General features: G+C 60.5%; 16 protein-coding genes and 1 pseudogene. 7 read left to right on the top strand and 10 right to left on the bottom strand.

The genetic code is table 11. The features are described from left to right. The first annotated feature begins 34 nt into the window (after positions 1-34). On the top strand, positions 35-814 hold the full coding sequence (locus ACP7EE_RS23625; RefSeq protein ID WP_426237111.1) for an N-acetylmuramoyl-L-alanine amidase: 780 nt from the start codon (positions 35-37) through the stop codon (positions 812-814). Positions 815-886: 72 nt separating this feature from the next. Next, complete coding sequence (locus ACP7EE_RS23630; protein WP_426237113.1) at positions 887-2503, top strand: EAL domain-containing protein; 1617 nt, start codon at positions 887-889, stop codon at positions 2501-2503. On the opposite strand, the gene ACP7EE_RS23635 is transcribed toward ACP7EE_RS23630, so the two are convergent. Beyond that, positions 2500-4287, bottom strand: coding sequence for an ATP-binding protein (locus tag ACP7EE_RS23635; protein ID WP_426237115.1), 1788 nt, complete (start codon positions 4285-4287; stop codon positions 2500-2502). The genes ACP7EE_RS23630 and ACP7EE_RS23635 overlap by 4 nt on opposite strands. 10 nt (positions 4288-4297) lie before the next feature. Beyond that, positions 4298-5644 (bottom strand): sigma-54-dependent response regulator transcription factor AlgB, encoded by a 1347-nt coding sequence (gene algB, locus ACP7EE_RS23640; protein WP_420650029.1) that lies wholly within the window; start codon positions 5642-5644, stop codon positions 4298-4300. Positions 5645-6072: 428 nt separating this feature from the next. On the opposite strand from algB, the gene ACP7EE_RS23645 reads away from it, so the two are divergent. The 5 genes from ACP7EE_RS23645 to ACP7EE_RS23665 all read left to right on the top strand — a co-directional run bounded on the left by ACP7EE_RS23645 (position 6073) and on the right by ACP7EE_RS23665 (position 10436). Then, entirely contained in the window at positions 6073-6357 is a 285-nt protein-coding gene (locus tag ACP7EE_RS23645; RefSeq protein ID WP_426237117.1) for a hypothetical protein, read from the top strand. Between the two features lie 64 nt (positions 6358-6421). Then, complete coding sequence (locus ACP7EE_RS23650; protein ID WP_003380232.1) at positions 6422-6586, top strand: DUF1328 domain-containing protein; 165 nt, start codon at positions 6422-6424, stop codon at positions 6584-6586. Between the two features lie 2 nt (positions 6587-6588). Further along, a complete protein-coding gene (locus tag ACP7EE_RS23655) occupies positions 6589-7053 on the top strand; it encodes an inhibitor of vertebrate lysozyme family protein (protein WP_426237119.1) in 465 nt (154 codons plus the stop codon). Positions 7054-7772: 719 nt separating this feature from the next. Further along, positions 7773-9104 carry a glutamate/aspartate:proton symporter GltP gene (gene gltP / locus ACP7EE_RS23660; protein ID WP_420650032.1) on the top strand — a complete coding sequence of 444 codons (1332 nt, stop codon included), beginning with the start codon at positions 7773-7775 and terminating at the stop codon, positions 9102-9104. Positions 9105-9206: 102 nt separating this feature from the next. Next, positions 9207-10436 carry a nucleoside recognition domain-containing protein gene (locus ACP7EE_RS23665; protein WP_426203622.1) on the top strand — a complete coding sequence of 410 codons (1230 nt, stop codon included), beginning with the start codon at positions 9207-9209 and terminating at the stop codon, positions 10434-10436. A gap of 148 nt (positions 10437-10584) precedes the next feature. On the opposite strand, the gene ACP7EE_RS23670 is transcribed toward ACP7EE_RS23665, so the two are convergent. The 8 genes and pseudogenes from ACP7EE_RS23670 to ACP7EE_RS23705 form a co-directional block, all read right to left on the bottom strand. After that, positions 10585-11211 carry an ABC-type transport auxiliary lipoprotein family protein gene (locus ACP7EE_RS23670; RefSeq protein ID WP_426237121.1) on the bottom strand — a complete coding sequence of 209 codons (627 nt, stop codon included), beginning with the start codon at positions 11209-11211 and terminating at the stop codon, positions 10585-10587. Continuing rightward, entirely contained in the window at positions 11208-12146 is a 939-nt protein-coding gene (locus tag ACP7EE_RS23675) for an MlaD family protein (RefSeq protein ID WP_426237123.1), read from the bottom strand. Before ACP7EE_RS23675 ends, ACP7EE_RS23670 begins: the two co-directional genes overlap by 4 nt. Position 12147: 1 nt before the next feature. Continuing rightward, positions 12148-12951 (bottom strand): ABC transporter ATP-binding protein, encoded by an 804-nt coding sequence (locus tag ACP7EE_RS23680; RefSeq protein WP_426203616.1) that lies wholly within the window; start codon positions 12949-12951, stop codon positions 12148-12150. Continuing rightward, the gene (locus tag ACP7EE_RS23685) at positions 12948-14096 is read right to left on the bottom strand and encodes an MlaE family lipid ABC transporter permease subunit (RefSeq protein WP_426237125.1); all 1149 of its coding nucleotides are present in this window, start codon (positions 14094-14096) and stop codon (positions 12948-12950) included. Before ACP7EE_RS23685 ends, ACP7EE_RS23680 begins: the two co-directional genes overlap by 4 nt. A gap of 55 nt (positions 14097-14151) precedes the next feature. Continuing rightward, positions 14152-15180 carry a DUF5924 family protein gene (locus ACP7EE_RS23690; RefSeq protein WP_426237127.1) on the bottom strand — a complete coding sequence of 343 codons (1029 nt, stop codon included), beginning with the start codon at positions 15178-15180 and terminating at the stop codon, positions 14152-14154. A gap of 155 nt (positions 15181-15335) precedes the next feature. Continuing rightward, positions 15336-16724 carry a M16 family metallopeptidase gene (locus tag ACP7EE_RS23695; RefSeq protein ID WP_426237129.1) on the bottom strand — a complete coding sequence of 463 codons (1389 nt, stop codon included), beginning with the start codon at positions 16722-16724 and terminating at the stop codon, positions 15336-15338. Between the two features lie 177 nt (positions 16725-16901). After that, a complete protein-coding gene (locus ACP7EE_RS23700; protein WP_426237131.1) occupies positions 16902-18560 on the bottom strand; it encodes a Na/Pi cotransporter family protein in 1659 nt (552 codons plus the stop codon). A 219-nt stretch (positions 18561-18779) separates the two neighbouring features. Further along, positions 18780-18937, bottom strand: a pseudogene (locus tag ACP7EE_RS23705) (IS110 family transposase); the annotation flags it as partial.

An 18937-nucleotide genomic window follows, 5' to 3' on the forward strand; every position in this document is an offset into this window, starting at 1 on the left:
TTGCATTATTGTCCTGTGCGTACTGCCCTTTATCATGAAATTTTTAGCCCTCATTGCTTCTCTTTTGGTACTCGCCGGTTGTGCCAGCGGCCCGCGTTTCGACACCAACCATCCTTCGGTCAATCACGACAGCCGCGTGCAGTTCGTGATCGTGCATTACACCTCTGCGTCCCTTGAGCGCTCGCTGCAATTGCTGACTCATGGCGAAGTCAGCAGCCATTACCTGATCGGCGACGACAAAACTGCCACCACCTACAAGCTGATGGATGAAAATCAGCGCGCCTGGCATGCCGGTGAAAGTGAGTGGGATGGCCGTACATGGCTCAACTCGAGTTCGATCGGCATCGAGATCGTCAATCCCGGCTTCAAGGACACCCCGACCGGACGCGTCTGGTATCCATACAGCGAAGCGCAGATCCAGAGCCTGATCGTCCTGCTCAAGGACATCAGCCAACGCCAAGGCATCAGCCCGCGCCATATCATCGGCCACAGCGACATCGCACCGCTGCGCAAGCTTGATCCGGGGCCGCTGTTCCCGTGGAAGCGACTGGCCGCTGAAGGTCTGGGCCTGTGGCCGAATGAGCAAGCCGTGGCGCGTCAGCAAGTGCAGTTCAATAACGAACTGCCGAGCATCAGCTGGTTTCAGTCGCAGCTCGCACGCGTGGGCTACGCGACGCCGCAGACCGGCGAACTGGATGTCGCCACCCGCCATGTCCTCGCAGCCTTCCAGATGCACTACCGCCCTACCCGCTTCGACGGTACGCCGGATGCGCAAACCGCAGCGCTGCTACTGGTTTTGAATCAGACAAAATAATGACACCCGCCCGACGGTCAGGGCGAAACGGCAAACAGCAGCTATAACTCATTGGTAATTCTTCGGAAATCCATGATGGTAGCTACCCGAGAAACGCTGCGTAGCTGGTTTTATCGCCCTTGGTTTTTGGCGATGATCGCGGCTGTTCTCAGTGCGAGCCTGTTGATCACTGGTGGGCTGTTCGTCGCCATGCGCCAGGTCGAACAAAGCGAAAGCCGGGAAATGAATGCTCAGGGCGAGCGCTTCCTCGCCCGCCTCGAACAATTGTTCGGGCAATTACGTGAAAGCCTCGACGATCTCGAGGCCCAGCCTCTGCGCAGCTGTGACGACGATATGATCGCCACGTTGCAGCAAGTCACCTTCAATTACCGCTTCGTGTATGAAGCGGCCTACATGGACGCTGCGCGAATCTGCTCCAACCGTCCGCGCCAGGAAGGCCTGACGGTGGTTCGCGCTCCAGATATCAAAGGCCCGACTTACAGCTATTGGCTGAACACAACGACCGAACCGGATGAAAACCGCGCCGCGCTGATGCTCGGCCGGGGCAATTTTCGCGTGGCCACCTCGCGCGGGCATCTGACCGACATGGTCGATCTGTCGCCCGGCAGCAGCCTGCTGGTGGTACTCGATCACGGCACGCGCGCAATTCCGGTGCTGGGCACACCGCAAGCCTGGCCACCCACCGAACCATGGCCCCCCATAAACCCTGAAGCACTGCAAATTACCCAGGCCAATCTGATTTACCGCATGCCGACCAATAATCCGGAATATCAGCTGGTGCTGATCACGCCGCGCACCGGCATGCACATTCCGGAAGTGTGGTGGTGGATGGTGCCCTTCTGCCTGATGCTCGGTGCCTTTGTTGGAGCATCGGTGTTCTGGCTGGTACGCCAGCGCCAGTCGCTGGATGCCGAACTGCATGGAGCGATCCGCCGTGGCGAGTTGCAAGTGCTGTATCAACCGATCTTCGATCTCGACAGCCGCAACTGCGTGGGTGCCGAGGCGCTGCTGCGCTGGCGTCGGCCGGACGGCACGCTGACCAGTCCCGATCTGTTCATTCCGATGGCGGAAAACACCGGGCAGATCCGCCAGATGACCGACTTCGTCCTGCAGCGTCTGCTCGAACAATTGGGCCAACTCCTGCGCGCCAATCCGCAGCTGTATATCTCGGTGAACCTGGCGGCGTGTGACGTGATGGTGCCGCGCATCGGCCAGGTCATGGCGCGACTGCTGACCCTGCACCGGGTCGCGGCGCGGCAGATTGCTTTCGAGGTAACCGAACGCGGTTTAATTGACGTGGTGGTAGCCCGGGAAAACCTGCAAGCCTTGCGCGATGTCGGGCATCAGGTGCTGATCGACGACTTCGGCACCGGCTATTGCAGCCTCGCGTACCTGCAAACCCTGCCGGTGGATTGCCTGAAGATCGACAAGGCGTTCATCGACGCCCTCGGCCATGACGCCGCCAGCAGCGGCGTCGCGCCGCACATCATTCACATGGCGCAGGCGCTGGACCTGAAAGTGATTGCCGAAGGCATCGAGCTCGAATCACAAGCGGCGCTGCTCAGTAGCGAAGGCGTGAAATTTGGTCAGGGCTGGCTGTTCGCGCATGCGCTGAGCGCTGTGCAGTTCATCGAACTGATCACCCGCGGCAGACGCCTCGCGGGCCGGCGCATCGACGACGAAGCCTAAACGGCCAGCGCCATGTAGAACTGCGTACCCTGCCCCGGCCGCGAATAAACGCCCATGCGGCCGCCATGCAGCTGAACGATTTCCTTGCACAGCGCCAAGCCAAGCCCGGCGCCGCCCTTCTTGCGCCCGACCTGCACGAACGGCTCGAAAATCCGCCCCTGCTGGCCGTAGGCAATGCCCTCGCCGTTGTCTTCGACGCTGATGATCACCCGCTCGCCATGGCGACGTGCCTGCAAACGGATCCGTCCGTCGCGGGCAGTGTGGCGCAAGGCATTGTCGATCAGGTTATCCAATACTCGATCAAGCTGCGCCTGATCAGCCTGCAAGCGCGGTAGCGGCCCCTGCACTTCCACATTCAGCGCGATGCCTTTTTCAGCGGCCGAGTCGACGAAGCGCGACTGCGCCTGCGTCAACAGATCCTCGATGCAGCACGGTGCCAAAGTGAGTTTCTGCAGGCCGCTCTGGTACCGGGAAAAATTCAGCAGATCGTTGATCAGCTGCATCAAGCGCTGCATCTCTTCATTGACCGTATCCAGCAGGTCAGCCTCGCGCGACTCTGGCGGAAATTTCGCCCGCTCGCGAAACAGGCCGAACGCCATGTGCATGCCGGTTACCGGCGTGCGCAACTCGTGGGATGCGCGCAGCACGAATTCGCTGCGCACCCGCTCGAAGGCGCGCTGCTCGGTGACGTCGTGCAGCACCATCACCGCACCAAGAATGTGGCCCTCGGTGTGGCTGACCGGGGTCAGGCTGTAGGTCAGCAGGCGCGACTCGCCATCGACCTCGATGCTCAAATCTTCCGGCGCGCGTTCCAGGCTGCCGCCGCGCAACACCAGCTGCAACTGATCGTCCAGCTCCGGGCGTTCCAGCGCGGTGCCCAAGCCTTGCCCGAAGCGGTCGCTGTCCCAACCCAATTGGCGCTGGGCCACCGGGTTGAGGTGCTCCAGATGGCCTTCGCGGTCGATCATCAGCAAGCCGTCGTCGATACTGTCGAGCACCGCTTGCAAACGTTGCTGACCGGCCAGCAGTTCATCGACATTGGTGGCCTGGTGCTCGCGCAGGGCTTCAGCCATCAGCCCGAAGCGCCGCGATAACAGATTCACCTCCATCGCCGACGATGCCGGCAAGATCACCTCAAAGTTGCCCTGACCGATATTGTCAGCCGCTTTGGCCAACGCCTCGATCGGCGCGCCGAACCTGCTGGCAATCCCGTGCGCGGTAACGAACCCGATGATCAACACCGCCAGCCCCACCAGTCCGAGCAGACCAGCCACCAGCAGCGCCCGATCACGGGCCACGTGTTGTACTGAGTTGATATTGTCCAGCGCATGCTTGTGTTCGGTGATCAGCCCGTTGCGCAGGGTGTTGAAGCGCTCGCGCAGGTCGCCGCCGCTTAGAGCAAGGCCCGGATCGCGTGACGCATCGAAAGCCTCGAGGAACTTCAGATAATCTGACTTCGCCTGACTGAATCCATAATGCCGACCGTCATCTGTTTGTTCTTGGGCGATACCTTCGTCCAGCAGCTGGAAGTAGTGCTGCCTGGAAGCCTCGAAAGCCGCCGGATCGCGCTTTTCGGCGAGCATCATGATCAGTTGATCGCCGAGGGTCTGACGCAGCTTGAGGCCCAGATCAAGGGTGACGAAGTTGTTGCGGATCGTCGCCTCCTGAGTGCCGGCCATCTGCATCACGCTGACCAGCCCGAGCAACAACCCGAGCAGGGCCACGGTGATCAGTGCGGAGATACTGAGGAACAACCGTGTCCGCAACTTCATCGCCAGCTTCATCGCCGGGCGCTCACAAGTTGTACTGCTTGCGCTTGCGATACAGCGTCGAGGCGTCAATACCCAAGGTCTTGGCGGCTTGATCGAGGGTGCCGGCAGTAGCCAGAACCGCGCCGATGTGCGCCTTCTCCAACTCGTCCAGACTCAGCGCCGCGCCGACCCGTGGCGCGTTATTGGCCGGTTGTTCGGCCATGCCGAGGTGGCTGATCTCAACGCGTTCCTGCGGACAGATGATGCTCGCGCGCTCGACCACGTTGCGCAGTTCGCGAATGTTGCCCGGCCAGCGGTAACCCAACAGGGCTTCTCGCGCTTCATCACTGAAGCCTCGGGCCGGGCGCGCGTATTCTTTGACGAAACGCGCGAGGAATCGGTCGGCCAAGGTAAGAATGTCCTCGGTCCGCTCACGCAGCGGCGGCAGATGCAGGGTGATGACGTTCAGGCGATACAACAAGTCCTCACGGAATCGCCCGTCGCGCACCATGTCTTCAAGGTTCAGGTTGGTCGCAGCGAGGATTCGCACATCGGCCCGGCGGGTCACTGGATCGCCTACCCGCTCGTATTCTTTGTCCTGAATGAAGCGCAGTAACTTTGGCTGCAACGTCAGGGGAAAATCGCCGATCTCGTCGAGAAACAGCGTACCGCCGTCAGCCTGATTGACTCGACCCAAGGTGCTTTCGCTGGCGCCGGTAAATGCGCCGCGACTGTGACCGAACAGTTCACTTTCCATCAATTCAGCGGTCAGCGACGGGCAGTTGATGGTCACGCAAGATTTCTTCTCGCGCTTGCTCCAGCCGTGAATGGCACGGGCCAGTTCACCTTTACCTGTGCCGGATTCGCCGAGGATCAGAATGTTGGCGTCGGTGCCGGCGACTTGCCGCGCCGTTTCGAGTACGACTTTCATCGCCGGGCTGTGGGAATCGAGACCGTCCTTCGGTTTGCGGATCTCGCCTTCCAGCGCTTCGAGGCGCGCCGAGAGTTGGCGCACTTCCAGTTGCTTGGCGGTGGCCAGACGCAATTGGTCTGGGCTGCACGGCTTGACCAGATAGTCGGCGGCACCCGCCTGGATCGCATCTACCGCCGTATCGACCGCCGAGTGGGCAGTGACGATCACCACACGCATCCACGGCGCCTGAATGCGCATCTGCGCCAATACATCGAGGCCGTTGTCTTCGCCCAGACGCAGATCGAGGAAGCACAGATCGAAAACCTGACGCTGCAATAACGCATCAGCCTGGGCCGCACTGTTGGCGGTCGCGACGGTATAGCCTTCGTCTTCAAGGCAGTAACGGAATGTTCGCAGGATGGCGGATTCATCATCCACCAGCAGAATGCGGCCTTGGTGCTCAGTGGCAGATTCCATTATTCCTACGCTCCAAAAGTGAATGTCCTGGGTTAGTCCCGGAAAAATCGGGCAAGTTGCATGGTTGATTCTGAACGATGCTGGCCATTGGAGGGTAGCCCTCTCCTGCGCTCATGGCTAATACGCTGATTTTGTTGATTTTTTAAACAAATTTCGAGTTACAGGCGATTGCCTGTGTTCTTTTCTGACATCCGCGCCCTGCCCTCAATTCAAAAAGAATCAATTCTCCTGCGAAATAATCGTGCAATCCGCACGACCACGAACGACCCATCGTGCAGGATGCGTCGTGCAAGATTTGCGTATCACACTCAAGCTATTGATTTTATTGATATTTTTGTAAATAAAAAACTGGCATGCAGGCTGCAATACATAAGTCAGCCCGGGCAAAACAACAATTGCCCCAACCGAACAAGAGTGAGGAACTCAGGATGACTCGCCAACGTGCCGCCCAAATGCGTATCTCGCCACTGCATATCCAGCAGGGCTTGTTTGCTGTACTCGCATTGTTGATCACGTTGATCGCTTGTCAGCAGTACCTGCGCTGGGAAAACAGCCAGCAGCCTGAGCCTTTGATCTCGATCCAGCACACCACGCAGAAGCACTTCAGCGCCGTCAGCAGCACTCAGGCAGACAACGCCTCGATGCGCATGATGGACGTCGACCAGCCGCAGCCGCTGGGCGACATGCCACGTGAAGAGCGTTGGATCTTTTAACCGAATCTGGACGTAACCGCGTCGAGACCAGCACTACCCCTAAATAGAAGCAAGGAGAATCACCATGTTGAGTTGGGCAATCACTTTCCTGATCATTGCCATCATCGCTGCAGTACTGGGCTTCGGTGGTATCGCGGGCACCGCCACGGGTATCGCCAAGATCCTGTTTGTCGTGTTCCTGGTGATGTTCGTTGTGTCGTTCTTCTTTGGCCGTCGCGGTCGAGGTTGACCATGAGTGCTTTAAAGACACTGGCAGCCGCCCTGCTTATGGGCGGTAGTGCCATGGCGATGGCGGCCAATGATGGCCAGACGCGGGTCAACGAGATACTGAACACCGACCCGCAGTACCGCGAAACCTGGCAAGGCGTGGTCAAGAACGAAGAACGCCTGCCGGAATGGGTGATGAACCTGTCCGGTACCTCGGAACAGCAGATGAACGCTGTGACTGAGGACGGTGACAAGTATCTGGTCGGCCCGCTCTGCGAAAGTGCCGACAAGTGCCTGAACCACCGCTTGATCGTGGCCTTCAGTTTCGACAAGGACGATGCCTACGGCATGCTGGTCGATGTGCCTGAGGCTCTGCCCGCCGACAAGTCGCCGACGCGCCACGCAACTTATCGGTTCTTCGGCAAACCTGATCAGGGCATGCAGGATCTGTTGATGGAAACATTGAAGAAAGATCCGCACTGGTACTGATTTCGAGTGCTGGTCTGAGATTCGAACATGAGGGCAGCTCCCCGCTGCCCTCTACTGCGCCCACCCGATGAAGGCCGGCGCATGACCATGGGGCCGGGATGTTCTGACTGTTGCAGGGTCGGAGTGACCTACGGGTACAGGGAGTGCCTGCGCTGAGGGCCGGGTCAGGGTAAAAGCTGCGCCGCAGGTTCGCCCACCCCAGGTGGTGAGACGGACTTGCGCAGGGCTTGGCCGGAACAAAACGTTGATCTAGAGCGTCCTGCTCAGAATTTTCCCAAGCAAAATGCCGACGAAAACATTTCGCAGTGTTTCGTGGCGACCGTATATCGAGAAAGCTTCGATTTAAACAGACGGACTTTTCGCCTTCGAATGTAGGCTTTTTCCGAAATTTCGGACTGAATTCAGTTGTTTAAAAATCAGCCAACCTGCGCTGAAATGGCCGGTTCACGGCACTTATGCCTGCTGAAATGTCATATTCGAACCGGTTGGGACGCCAGTTTCGTTTAAAAAAGCTCATGCCGATTCGGCATAGGGTAGGCGTTTACGGCATTAGACGTCGCAACCTTGCATCGGAATAGTTGCGCCTTTTTTCGCCTGCCGGAGAGCCGCTAATGCGCGTCCCGGGGCACCTTATACGGAGGCAGATGCACAGACTTTTCCGCTAAAGAGCGTTCCAGTTCCTGCATGTGCCTGAGTCAAACGCAAGTAAGGGTAAAGATATGAAGAAGGCAAAGCTTAGCCTCGCCTGGCAGATCCTCATCGGTCTGGTATTGGGGATTGCAATTGGTGCGTTGCTCAACCACTTCAGTGCCGAGAAGGCGTGGTGGATCAGCAACGTCCTGCAACCAGCAGGCGATATCTTTATCCGTCTGATCAAGATGATCGTGATTCCGATCGTCATCTCGTCCCTGATCGTCGGCATCGCCGGTGTCGGTGACGCCAAGAAGCTCGGGCGCATCGGCCTGAAGACCATCATCTACTTCGAAATCGTCACGACCATCGCGATTCTGGTCGGTCTGGTGTTGGCCAACGTGTTCCATCCGGGCACCGGCATCGACATGAGCACCCTGGGCACTGTGGATATTTCCAAGTACCAGGCAACTGCCGCCGAGGTTCAGCATGAACACGCGTTCATCGAAACCATCCTCAACCTGATCCCGTCGAACATCTTCGCGGCCATGGCCCGCGGCGAAATGCTGCCGATCATCTTCTTCTCCGTGTTGTTCGGTCTCGGTCTGTCGAGCCTGCAATCGGACCTGCGCGAGCCGCTGGTGAAGATGTTCCAGGGCGTTTCCGAGAGCATGTTCAAAGTCACTCACATGATCATGAACTACGCGCCAATCGGCGTGTTCGCGCTGATCGCAGTGACCGTGGCCAACTTCGGTTTCGCCTCGCTGGTGCCGCTGGCCAAACTGGTGATTTTGGTTTACGTCGCCATCGCCTTCTTCGCCTTCGTGGTACTGGGCCTGATCGCCAAGCTGTTCGGCTTCTCGGTGCTCAAGCTGATGCGCATCTTCAAGGATGAGCTGGTGCTGGCGTACTCCACCGCTTCGTCGGAAACCGTGCTGCCACGCGTGATCGAGAAGATGGAAGCCTACGGCGCGCCGAAGGCCATTTGCAGCTTCGTGGTGCCGACCGGTTACTCGTTCAACCTCGACGGTTCGACCCTGTACCAGAGCATCGCGGCAATTTTCATCGCGCAGCTGTACGGCATCGACCTGTCGATCAGCCAGCAATTGCTGCTGGTACTGACGTTGATGGTCACCTCCAAAGGCATCGCCGGCGTACCGGGCGTGTCCTTTGTGGTGCTGCTGGCCACCTTGGGCAGCGTGGGTATTCCGCTGGAAGGCCTGGCATTCATCGCCGGTGTCGACCGCATCATGGACATGGCACGTACCGCACTGAACGTGATTGGCAACGCCCTGGCCGTGCTGGTCATCTCGCGCTGGGAAGGCATGTACGACGACGCCAAGGGCGAGCGCTACTGGAACTCCCTGCCGCACTGGCGCAGCAAGGAAAAGCTGCCGGCTGGCGAGATTTCCAAGCACTAAGCAACTGCCGCCAGGCACACAGACAAACCCCGGAGAAATCCGGGGTTTGTCGTTTCTGGCGACCCCGTTATCATTCGCCGCATCTTCCGGGGGATTTGACTGATGCTTAATGGCCTGTGGCTTGGCTTCTTCATCGTGGCAGCCGTGTCGGCGCTGGTGCAGTGGCTGGTCGGCGGTAACGCCGGGATCTTCGCGGCGATGGTCGAAAGCATTTTCGCCATGGCCAAGCTCTCGGTCGAAGTCATGGTCCTGCTGTTCGGCACGCTGACTTTGTGGCTGGGCTTTCTGCGGATTGCCGAGAAGGCCGGGATCGTCGACTGGCTGGCAAAAGTGCTCGGGCCACTGTTTCTGCGGCTGATGCCGGAAGTCCCGGCCGGTCACCCGGCACTGGGCCTGATCACCCTGAACTTCGCGGCCAACGGCCTGGGGCTGGACAACGCCGCCACGCCGATCGGCCTGAAGGCCATGAAGGCGCTGCAAGAACTCAACCCAAGCGCGACCATCGCCAGCAACGCGCAGATTCTGTTTCTGGTGCTCAATGCCTCATCCCTGACGCTGCTGCCGGTAACGATCTTCATGTACCGCGCCCAGCAAGGCGCGCCGGATCCCACGCTGGTGTTCCTGCCGATCCTGCTGGCGACCAGTTGCTCGACCATCGTCGGCTTCCTCTCGGTGGCGTTCATGCAACGCCTGCGCGTGTGGGACCCGGTGGTGCTGGCGTATCTGATCCCCGGCGCGCTGCTGCTTGGCGGCTTCATGGCGTTGCTGGCGACCATGTCGGCCACCGCGCTGGCGGGCCTGTCGTCAATCCTTGGCAACCTCACGTTATTCGGGCTGATCATGCTGTTTCTGGTGATCGGCGCGCTGCGCAAGGTCAAGGTTTACGAAGCGTTCGTCGAAGGCGCGAAAGAGGGCTTCGACGTCGCCAAGAACCTGCTGCCGTATCTGGTGGCGATGCTTTGTGCGATCGGTGTGCTGCGTGCGTCGGGCGCGCTGGACTTTGGTCTGGACGGCATCCGCCACTTGGTGGAGTGGGCCGGCTGGGACACACGCTTTGTCGATGCGCTGCCAACCGCGATGGTCAAACCGTTCTCCGGCAGCGCCGCGCGGGCGATGCTGATCGAGACCATGAAGACCTCGGGCGTCGACAGCTTCCCGGCGCTGGTGGCGGCGACGATTCAGGGCAGCACCGAAACCACGTTCTATGTGCTGGCGGTGTACTTCGGCGCGGTGGGCATTCAGCGCGCACGGCACGCGGTGGGTTGTGCGTTGCTGGCCGAGTTGGCCGGAGTAATCGGCGCCATCGCGGTCTGCTACTGGTTCTTCGGCTGATCACAATCCTTTGGCCAAACAGATCCCCTGTGGCGAGGGAGCTTGCTCCCGCTGGGTCGCGAAGCGGCCCTCGCTTCACCTTAAAAGCGAGGACTGCTGCGCAGCCCAGCGGGAGCAAGCTCCCTCGCCACAAAGGCAGTAACTGACTTCAAGGACGCGGTGAGGGCGCGAGTTTCTGCCCTTGATCGACCGCCCAAGCGACGACTTTCGCGGTGAGACGATCACTCGCCTGGCCAAACCCGGCAACTACCGCCGGCACTTGCACATCGTTCAGCGGCTGGCGTTCCTCGAAGCGGCGGCTGGCGAGGATGCGCTGGTCGTAGCCGCGCACCAGCAGCGCGTCGAGGCGCACCACGACGCTGGCCTGCGTGCCCTGATATTCGGTCTGAAACGCCTGCAAGTTGCCGCCCAGCTCGAGGTCCGCCTGGAAGTTGCTGTCGTCGGTACTCAACAGCGTCACCCGGCCGTCACGCTGAAAGCCGTCGAGCAGCCGATTGCGCAGCAGCACCGGCGCCGGATCGCTCCAGCGTGAAGCCTTGTAGCTGCTGAGCAGATCACCCTGCGGAATCACCGCGATGGTCGGCCGGTTCAACGCTTCGCTGGCCTGCAATTTATTCAACCGCAGCGACCAATGCTGAGCCGCCGCCGAACTGGCCAAGGCGGGCGCCTGAGCCACCGGCAAGCGATAAACATCCAGCGGCTCGGACTTGGGCAGGATCGAACACGAACCGAGCAGGGTGACGCCAGCGAGGAGGGCGAGGTGCGACAGCTTCATGGCGTGAACTCCTTGTTCTTGTCACTGCCCAGCAGGTAACCACTGGGGTTGGCCTCCAGACGTTGAGAGATGGCGCGTAGCGAAGACAACGTTTCGCGCAGTTCACGCACGGCCGGCGCCAGGCCATTGAGGCCTTGCATGCCACTGTCGAGAGAGTTCTGATTCTTGCTCAGCAGGCCGTTGATGGTCGCGCTGCTTTGTTCCAGCGACTTCATGGCCTGCTCGGCACTGCCCAGCGCCTGTTTGCCCTGATCGTTGAGCAGGCCATTGGCGTTGCGCATCAGCGCCGAGGTCTGTTCAAGCATGCTGCCAGCCTGTTTGCCGACGGTCGCCAATTGCTGCATCGCCTGGCGCAGATCACCGCGCTGGTCGTTGATCGCGCCCGTGGTCTGTTCAAGGTGGGCGAGGGTGGCGCTGATGCGCGTGACGTTCTCAGCGGAAAACATCTGGTTGGCGTTGTTCAACAGTGTGCTGATCCCGCTCATCAAGTCATTGCTGTCATTGAGCAGCCGCGAGATCGGCGAGGGCGAGGCGACGATCACCGGCAGCTTGCCGTCGTGGCCCTTGAGCTGAGGACTTTGTGGCGTGCCGCCGCTGAGCTGGATGATCGAAGTGCCGGTGATCCCGGTCAGGGCCAGTTTGGCCTGAGTGTCTTCCTTGACCGGCGTGTCGCCACCCAGGCGAATCCGCGCCAGCACCCGGCGCGGGTCCTGCGGATCGAGGCGCAGGCTGACCACGTCGCCGACCTTGATCCCGCTGTACTGCACCGAACTGCCCTTGGACAGACCGCTGACCGCCTCGTTGAACACCACGTTGTAATCCTTGAACTCGGTATCGACACTGGACTTGGCCAGCCACAGGCCGAAGAGCAGGGCGCCCGCCACCACAATCACGGTGAACAGGCCGATCAATACATGATGGGCTCGGGTTTCCATGTCAGACCTCGTTAAGCAGTTTGGCGGCGTCCAGCGCCGAGCGGCCGCGAGGGCCATGGAAGTATTCGTGAATCCACGCGTCGTCGGTTTCCGAGACCACGTCGATGGCATCGGCCACCAGCACTTTCTTCTGCGCCAGCACCGCCACGCGGTCGGTGATGGTGTAGAGCGTGTCGAGGTCGTGGGTCACCAGAAACACGCTCAGGCCCAGCGCATCGCGCAGGGTCAGGATCAGTTGGTCGAACTGCGCCGCGCCAATCGGATCGAGGCCGGCCGTCGGTTCGTCGAGAAACAGGATGTCCGGATCCAGCGCCAGCGCGCGGGCCAGCGCTGCGCGTTTGATCATGCCGCCCGACAAGGACGCGGGGTATTTGTCCGCCGCCGATAACGGCAGCCCCGCCAGCGCCAGTTTGACGGCGGCCAGATGCTCGGCATCTTCGCGACTCAGGCCGGCGTGTTCGATCAGCGGCAGGGCGACGTTCTCGGTGACGGTCAGCGAAGAAAACAGCGCGCCTTTCTGGAACAGCACACCGAAGCGTCGTTCGATCAGCGAGCGCTCATGCTCGGACAGGCTCGGCAGGTTCTGGCCGAACACTTTGACGATTCCTTCGCTGGGTCGGCGCAATCCGACGATGCTGCGCAACAACACCGATTTTCCACTGCCGGAACCACCGACCACAGCCAGAATCTCGCCTTTGTACAAATCCAGATCGAGGTTTTCGTGCACACTCTGGCTGCCAAAGCGATTGCACAGGCCACGGACTTCGATCACCGCCTCGGCGGGCGCGCGGGGTAAACGACTCACCAGCCCATCTCCATGAAGAACAGCGCGGCTACCGCGTCGAGCACGATCACCACGAAAATCGACTGCACCACGCTGGAGGTGGTGTGCGCTCCGACCGATTCGGCGCTGCCGCTGACTTTAAAGCCTTCCAGGCAACCAATCGCCGCGATCAGGAAGGCGAAGATCGGCGCCTTCACCAACCCGACCAGAAAATGCTGAATGCCAATGTCCGATTGCAGCAGCGAGAGGAACATCGCCGGCGAGATATCCAGCGACACCGCACACACCACCGCACCGCCGACGATGCCGCAGAGCATCGCCAGAAAAGTCAGCATCGGCAGCGCCACCAGCAACGCCAGCACGCGTGGCACCACCAGCAATTCCATCGGGGCGAGGCCCAGCGTGCGGATCGCGTCGATTTCCTCGTTGGCCTTCATGGAACCGATCTGCGCAGTGAAGGCACTGGCGGTGCGGCCGGCCATCAGGATCGCGGTAAGCAGCACGCCGAACTCGCGCAGGAACGCGAAGCCGACCAGATCCACGGTGAAGATACTCGCGCCGAAACTGGCCAATACGGTGGCGCCGAGAAACGCGACGACGGCGCCGACCAGAAACGTCAGCAGCGCCACAATCGGTGCGGCATCGAGGCCGGTCTGTTCGATGTGCGCGACCATCGGCGTAATGCGCCAACGCTTGGGCCGGAACAGATTACGGGCGATGGTTTCGAGGATCAGGCCAACGAAGCCGAGCAGTTGCAGGGTGTCTTGCCAGACCGTGTCGACGGCGCGACCGATGCGCGTCAGCAACTGCACGCTGACGCTGACTTCCGCTTCCCTGACCGGCACGCAGAAGTCGGTCATCGACTGGTAAACGGTTTGCAGCAGCGCGCGGTCAGCATTGGAAATCGTGCAATCGGGATGTTCGGCGGATTTGCCCAGCCGCTCGCTGCCGAGCAATTCAACCAGCAGCGACGCACCCGCGGTATCGAGGGCGCCGAGGCCGTTGAGGTCGATGGCGGCGTTGCCGTCGTACTGCCCGCGCAGGGTGGCGCTCAGTCGCTTGAGCTCGGCGTAATGCGCAAGCGTCCAGTCACCGCTAACCCGAAGCTGCGCAGGGGAGGTCGAGGTGTCGAGTTGGGCACTACCGGTGATCGAGCTGCTGGTCATAAGCTCCGTGCTTTTTCGGCTAAATACGCTGGCATAGGTAATAGCACGAACCCGGTTACTTTTCTTTGACCGGTGTGCTGTCGGTCACTTCGAAGCGCAGCACGCCGATCAGTTGACCGTCCTCGGTCAGCACCCGCACCTGCCATTTGCCCGCCGGGTTGCCGGGGAAATTCTGCTTGTGCGTCCACGCCCGGTAGCCTTCCTTGCGCCCACCGTGGATATCGAGAGCGATTCGATCGACCTCTTTACCGTTGAACTTCCACACGTGGTAAATCCGCTCGTCCAGCCCGCGCGGCGCGTTGATCGCGGTGTAGGCGTAGAGCCCGCTGCCGCGAATCTGCTCGGCGCTGACTTTCTCCAGGCTCGCGCCGGGCGTGCGATCCTGCAATTGCGTGCTGATCGCCACGTCGGTCATCCACAACGTGGCTGGCGGTACCCAGGAGCGCAGTACCCAACCAAGGCCACCGATGCCGACCGTGATACAGAGGATCGCCAAGGCGTTACGCACGGTGCGGATCGGGAAGATCGACGCCAGGCTCGGGAACGACAGCACCACGGCAATCCCCAGCGCCCATTTGAAACTCTGCGCAGTAGTCAGGTGCATGATCACCGGCAGCGCGGTGAGCAGGGCGGCGAACAGCGTCAGCGTGTGCAGCGCGAGAAACGCCCAACGCCGTGGTGCCAGCCATTTGTAATACAGCGGGTCGACAATCGAAATCAGTGCCGAGATGCACAGCATCCCGGTGAAGAATAGCTGGCCGCTGTTCCACGTCGTGGTGATGAAGAAGAACGGCAGGACGAAAAACAGGCTTTCCTGGTGGATCATCTGCGTCGCGTAGCGCAGCAGCGGCGGCGGGATTTCGCGCTTGAAGATCCGCGTGAACAGCTTGGTCAGGCTGTTTTCCAGCATCAGCCAGATCCAGCTCAGGAGCATGATCGTGGTGATCCAGCTCGCCAGCCCCTGTTGCCGGTCGACCAGAATGAAACTGCCGACCCCGGAGATAAATCCACCGAGCGCAATGACCCCCGGATAGCGCTTCATAAGCTCGAGAATGCGCTGGATCAGCAGGGTCAGTTTGGACATTTGGGCGCTTCGCTACACATTAGGAAAAAACCCCGACAGAGTACCTCCCGCAGGACATTGTGGCGAGGGAGCTTGCTCCCGCTGGGCTGCGTAGCAGACCCAGGATTTTTATGGGCGCTGCGCACCCAAGCGGGAGCAAGCTCCCTCGCCACAGGTCAGTGTTTGGCTGATTGACGGTGGTGCAGGCGCCAGCCGAGCAGGAGCAGGATCAACACGCCCAATCCACCCGCCGCCAGCCACAGCACTTGATCATCACTGAGCAACGGCTTCTCGATTCGCAAATAACCCGGTTGCAGCAGCAACTCGCGCATGGCCTTGTTCGCCGCTTCCAGCGTCACGCCTTGCAGCTCTCTGGCGGGATCGGCGAAACGGCCGTCATCGTAGTCACCGAGCGCGCTCCAATAATAGTCGGCCATGGCACTGTTGCCTTGCACCGCCCAGGCCTGATGGGCAATGGCTGCCTGTTTGAGGCGAGCGAACGTCTCAGGATCAAGCCCGTTTTTCAGCAGATCGGCCTTGAGGTCTTCGAGCACCTGCTCAGCTTGGGCAACGTCATCCCGATCAAGGTCAGCGTTGAGGCTCATGAAACCTACACCGCCGAACACCTGTCGATCAGCCCACGGCCCGTAAGACAGTGCATGTTGCAGGCGCAATTGGCGATAGAGCGCCCAATCCAGATAATCCTTGAGCAGGTCGAAGGTTTCGTCGTGCCGTTCCTCCAGCACCGGCTCCGGCACCAGCCAGTGCAGCTTGGCGCTGTCGCCGATGAAGCCGCGCGTCAGCGTGCGCTCATGGGCGGCACTGACGCGGATGTCCGGCAATGGACGGTGCTCGCTCGGATCGACCGCTTCGAGCGCACCCCAGGCGCGTTCCAGATAGGCCGGCAGCAGTTTGTCCAGCTCACCGACCACGATCAAAGTCATGTTGTTCGGCGCGTACCAGGCCGCGCGCACCTTCTCCAGTTGCTCCTGGGTCAGGCCGCCGACTTCGGCGCGCTGCGGGCATTTCAGACCCAGTTCGACCGCCAGTTGATTACTCGCGGTGTGGCCCAGATCCTGGCGGTCAAGGAAGCGTTGCAGACGCGTGTAATGCCCGCCGTCCTCGCGCTCGACCACACGTTTGGCGGCGTTGATTGCGTTGTCATCGATGCGGGTTTGCGTCAGCAGAGCCAGCAACAGATCGAGGACTTTGCGCTGGTTTTTCGCCGGGGCTTCGATCACGAAGGTAGTGTCGGCGTTGCTGGTGAAGGCGTTCCAGTCGCCGCCCAGCGCTTGCATGCGTTCTTCGAGGCCGCCTTCGCCCGTGGCGTCGATGCCGCTGAAGAGCAGGTGTTCGAGCAGGTGCGGCAGCTCTTTGTCAGCGCAATCGAAGTCATCGAGGCCGACGCCGACCACCAGCCGGATCGCCACATGCCCGCGTTCGGTGCCGGGTTTGAGCATCAGCTGCAAGCCGTTGGGCAGGGCATAGCCTTCAACCTGAAAACGATCCAGGGCAAACGCGGGCAAGGAACCGAGCAATACACAAGCGAACAACAGGCAACGCATAACGAGCTTCCATACGGCTGAATTGGAGATCCGTGTTGTCAGTCAGGGCCCCATCGCTGGCAAGCCAGCTCCCACAAGGATTTACGGCGCTCACAAAACCCTGTGGGAGCTGGCTTGCCAGCGATGAGGCCCTTGAGACTGAACTCTGTGTTACTGACTGGCCCCAGCCCCAGACGTTCAAGGCGAATGCGTAATGTCAGCCATATCATCCGCCGCCAGTGCACCCGTATCAGCCGTCTCCAGCACCACATAAGCACTGCTGCAAAACAGCGAATTCAAGCGCTTCATGTCGGCAATCAGCTCCAGATGCAGCGAACTGGTCTCGATACTCTGCACGATCCTGCGTTGCAAACGGCTGACATGCGCGTGGGCCAAACGCCTTTCCTGTGCGCGAAAACGGCGTTTTTCGCGCAGCAACTGGCGGGCGCTTTCCGGGTCGGCGCTGAGAAACACCGACAACCCCAGCCGCAGGTTGGCAATCAACTGACTGTGCAGATCCGCCAGCTCTTCCAGCCCCACTTCGGAGAACGAACGACGCTGCGAAGTCTTCTGCTGCTGCACCTTGCGCAGCATGCGCTCAATCAGATCACTGGCGAGTTTGAGGTTGATCGCCAGCTCGATGATCTCGGCCCAGCGTCGACTGTCGCGCTCACCGAGATCCTCGCGTGGCATTTGCGCCAGATACAGCTTGATCGCGCTGTACAACGCCTCGACGTCATCGGTCATGCGGCGCATTTCCTGAGTGACGGCAGTCTGCTTGCCGCGCAGCACATCGAGCATCGCTTCGAGCATATTGTCGATCAGGTCGCCCAGACGCAGGGTTTCCCGGGCCGCGTTGGCCAGCGCCAGGCTCGGCGTGAGCAGCGCGGTCAGATCCAGATGGCGCGGTTTGGCCGTGCCGTTGACTTCGCTGCGCTCCGGCAGCAACCAGGCACACAGCCGCGCCATCGGCCCGACACTTGGCAGCAAGATCAGGCATCGCGTGGTGTTGTAGAGCAGGTGGAAGCCGATGACCATTTCCTGCGGGCTGAAATCGAGGCTGTCAATCCAGTGCACCAGCGGGTCGAGCACCGGGATGATCAGCAGCAGGCCAATCAGCTTGTACAACAGACTGCCGAGCGCCACTTGCCGGCCGGCGGCGTTCTGCATGCTGGTGCTCATGAACGCCAACACGCCGCTGCCGATATTGGCGCCGATGACCAGACCGATCGCCACCGGCAGACTGATCACCGCAGCCCCGGCCAGAGTCGCGGTGAGCAACACGGCGGCCAGACTCGAGTAGGAAATCATCGCGAACAACGCGCCGACCAAGGCGTCGAGCAGGATGTCGCCGGTCAGCGAGGCGAAAATCACCTTCACCCCTTGGGCGTGGGTGATCGGCGCAGCGGCTTCGACGATCAGTTGCAGCGCGAGAATGATCAGGCCCAACCCGATGCTGACGCGCCCCATCTGCCCGAGCCGCGTCTGTTTGCGCGACAGAAAGAAGATCACCCCGACGAAAATCAGCAGCGGCGACAACCACGACAGATCGAGCGTCAGCACCCGCGCCATCAGCGCCGTACCGACGTCGGCGCCGAGCATGGTGGCCAGCGCCGGGGTCAGCGCCATCAGGCCCTGGCCGACGAACGAGGTGACGAGCATGGCCGTGGCGTTGCTGCTCTGCACCATCGCGGTGACGATGATGCCGGCAATGAACGCGAGCCCACGCTTGGACATGTTCTGGCCAATCACATGGCGCAAATTGGAACCGTAGACCCGCAGGATGCCGGTTCGGACGATGTGCGTGCCCCAGATCAGCAGGGCCACGGCGGAGAGCAGATTGAGCAGGGTGAGCATACTGGCCCCCTGTGATTGCAGGCGCCCCAGAGGGGCAAGTTGACGGTGCCGCGCGTTTTCTACTTTGTGTACTTAAGCTGTAGTTGGCTAACGGTCTGCGCGCCAGCATTGCACAGCTAAAGTGCCGATTGAAACAAAACTGTCATGAAAACCGGTTCATCCGCACATTCTGAAATCAACAAAAAACCTGTGGGAGATTCTATGGTTGAGGGGAAGCCCTCAACCGACTTTCGGTTGGTATTCGTCCTCCCCCTTCAACAGTGCAAATACCACTCGGGCAAGCTTGCGGGCCAGGATCACCAGGGCCTGTGTCGTACTGAGCCCGCGACCTCTTTGCTTTTCATAAAATCCTTTCCACGTCGGCGTACGGCTGGCCG

It is taken from the genome of Pseudomonas sp. TWP3-2, assembly GCF_049897765.1.
GTDB lineage: Bacteria > Pseudomonadota > Gammaproteobacteria > Pseudomonadales > Pseudomonadaceae > Aquipseudomonas.

Coding starts and splice junctions, on each gene's coding strand:
- ACP7EE_RS23625 (WP_426237111.1), top strand. CDS start 35: ATGAAATTTTTAGCCCTCATTGCTTCTCTTTTGGTACTCGCCGGTTGT.
- ACP7EE_RS23630 (WP_426237113.1), top strand. CDS start 887: ATGATGGTAGCTACCCGAGAAACGCTGCGTAGCTGGTTTTATCGCCCT.
- ACP7EE_RS23635 (WP_426237115.1), bottom strand. CDS start 4,287: ATGAAGCTGGCGATGAAGTTGCGGACACGGTTGTTCCTCAGTATCTCC.
- algB (WP_420650029.1), bottom strand. CDS start 5,644: ATGGAATCTGCCACTGAGCACCAAGGCCGCATTCTGCTGGTGGATGAT.
- ACP7EE_RS23645 (WP_426237117.1), top strand. CDS start 6,073: ATGACTCGCCAACGTGCCGCCCAAATGCGTATCTCGCCACTGCATATC.
- ACP7EE_RS23650 (WP_003380232.1), top strand. CDS start 6,422: ATGTTGAGTTGGGCAATCACTTTCCTGATCATTGCCATCATCGCTGCA.
- ACP7EE_RS23655 (WP_426237119.1), top strand. CDS start 6,589: ATGAGTGCTTTAAAGACACTGGCAGCCGCCCTGCTTATGGGCGGTAGT.
- gltP (WP_420650032.1), top strand. CDS start 7,773: ATGAAGAAGGCAAAGCTTAGCCTCGCCTGGCAGATCCTCATCGGTCTG.
- ACP7EE_RS23665 (WP_426203622.1), top strand. CDS start 9,207: ATGCTTAATGGCCTGTGGCTTGGCTTCTTCATCGTGGCAGCCGTGTCG.
- ACP7EE_RS23670 (WP_426237121.1), bottom strand. CDS start 11,211: ATGAAGCTGTCGCACCTCGCCCTCCTCGCTGGCGTCACCCTGCTCGGT.
- ACP7EE_RS23675 (WP_426237123.1), bottom strand. CDS start 12,146: ATGGAAACCCGAGCCCATCATGTATTGATCGGCCTGTTCACCGTGATT.
- ACP7EE_RS23685 (WP_426237125.1), bottom strand. CDS start 14,096: ATGACCAGCAGCTCGATCACCGGTAGTGCCCAACTCGACACCTCGACC.
- ACP7EE_RS23690 (WP_426237127.1), bottom strand. CDS start 15,180: ATGTCCAAACTGACCCTGCTGATCCAGCGCATTCTCGAGCTTATGAAG.
- ACP7EE_RS23695 (WP_426237129.1), bottom strand. CDS start 16,724: ATGCGTTGCCTGTTGTTCGCTTGTGTATTGCTCGGTTCCTTGCCCGCG.
- ACP7EE_RS23700 (WP_426237131.1), bottom strand. CDS start 18,560: ATGCTCACCCTGCTCAATCTGCTCTCCGCCGTGGCCCTGCTGATCTGG.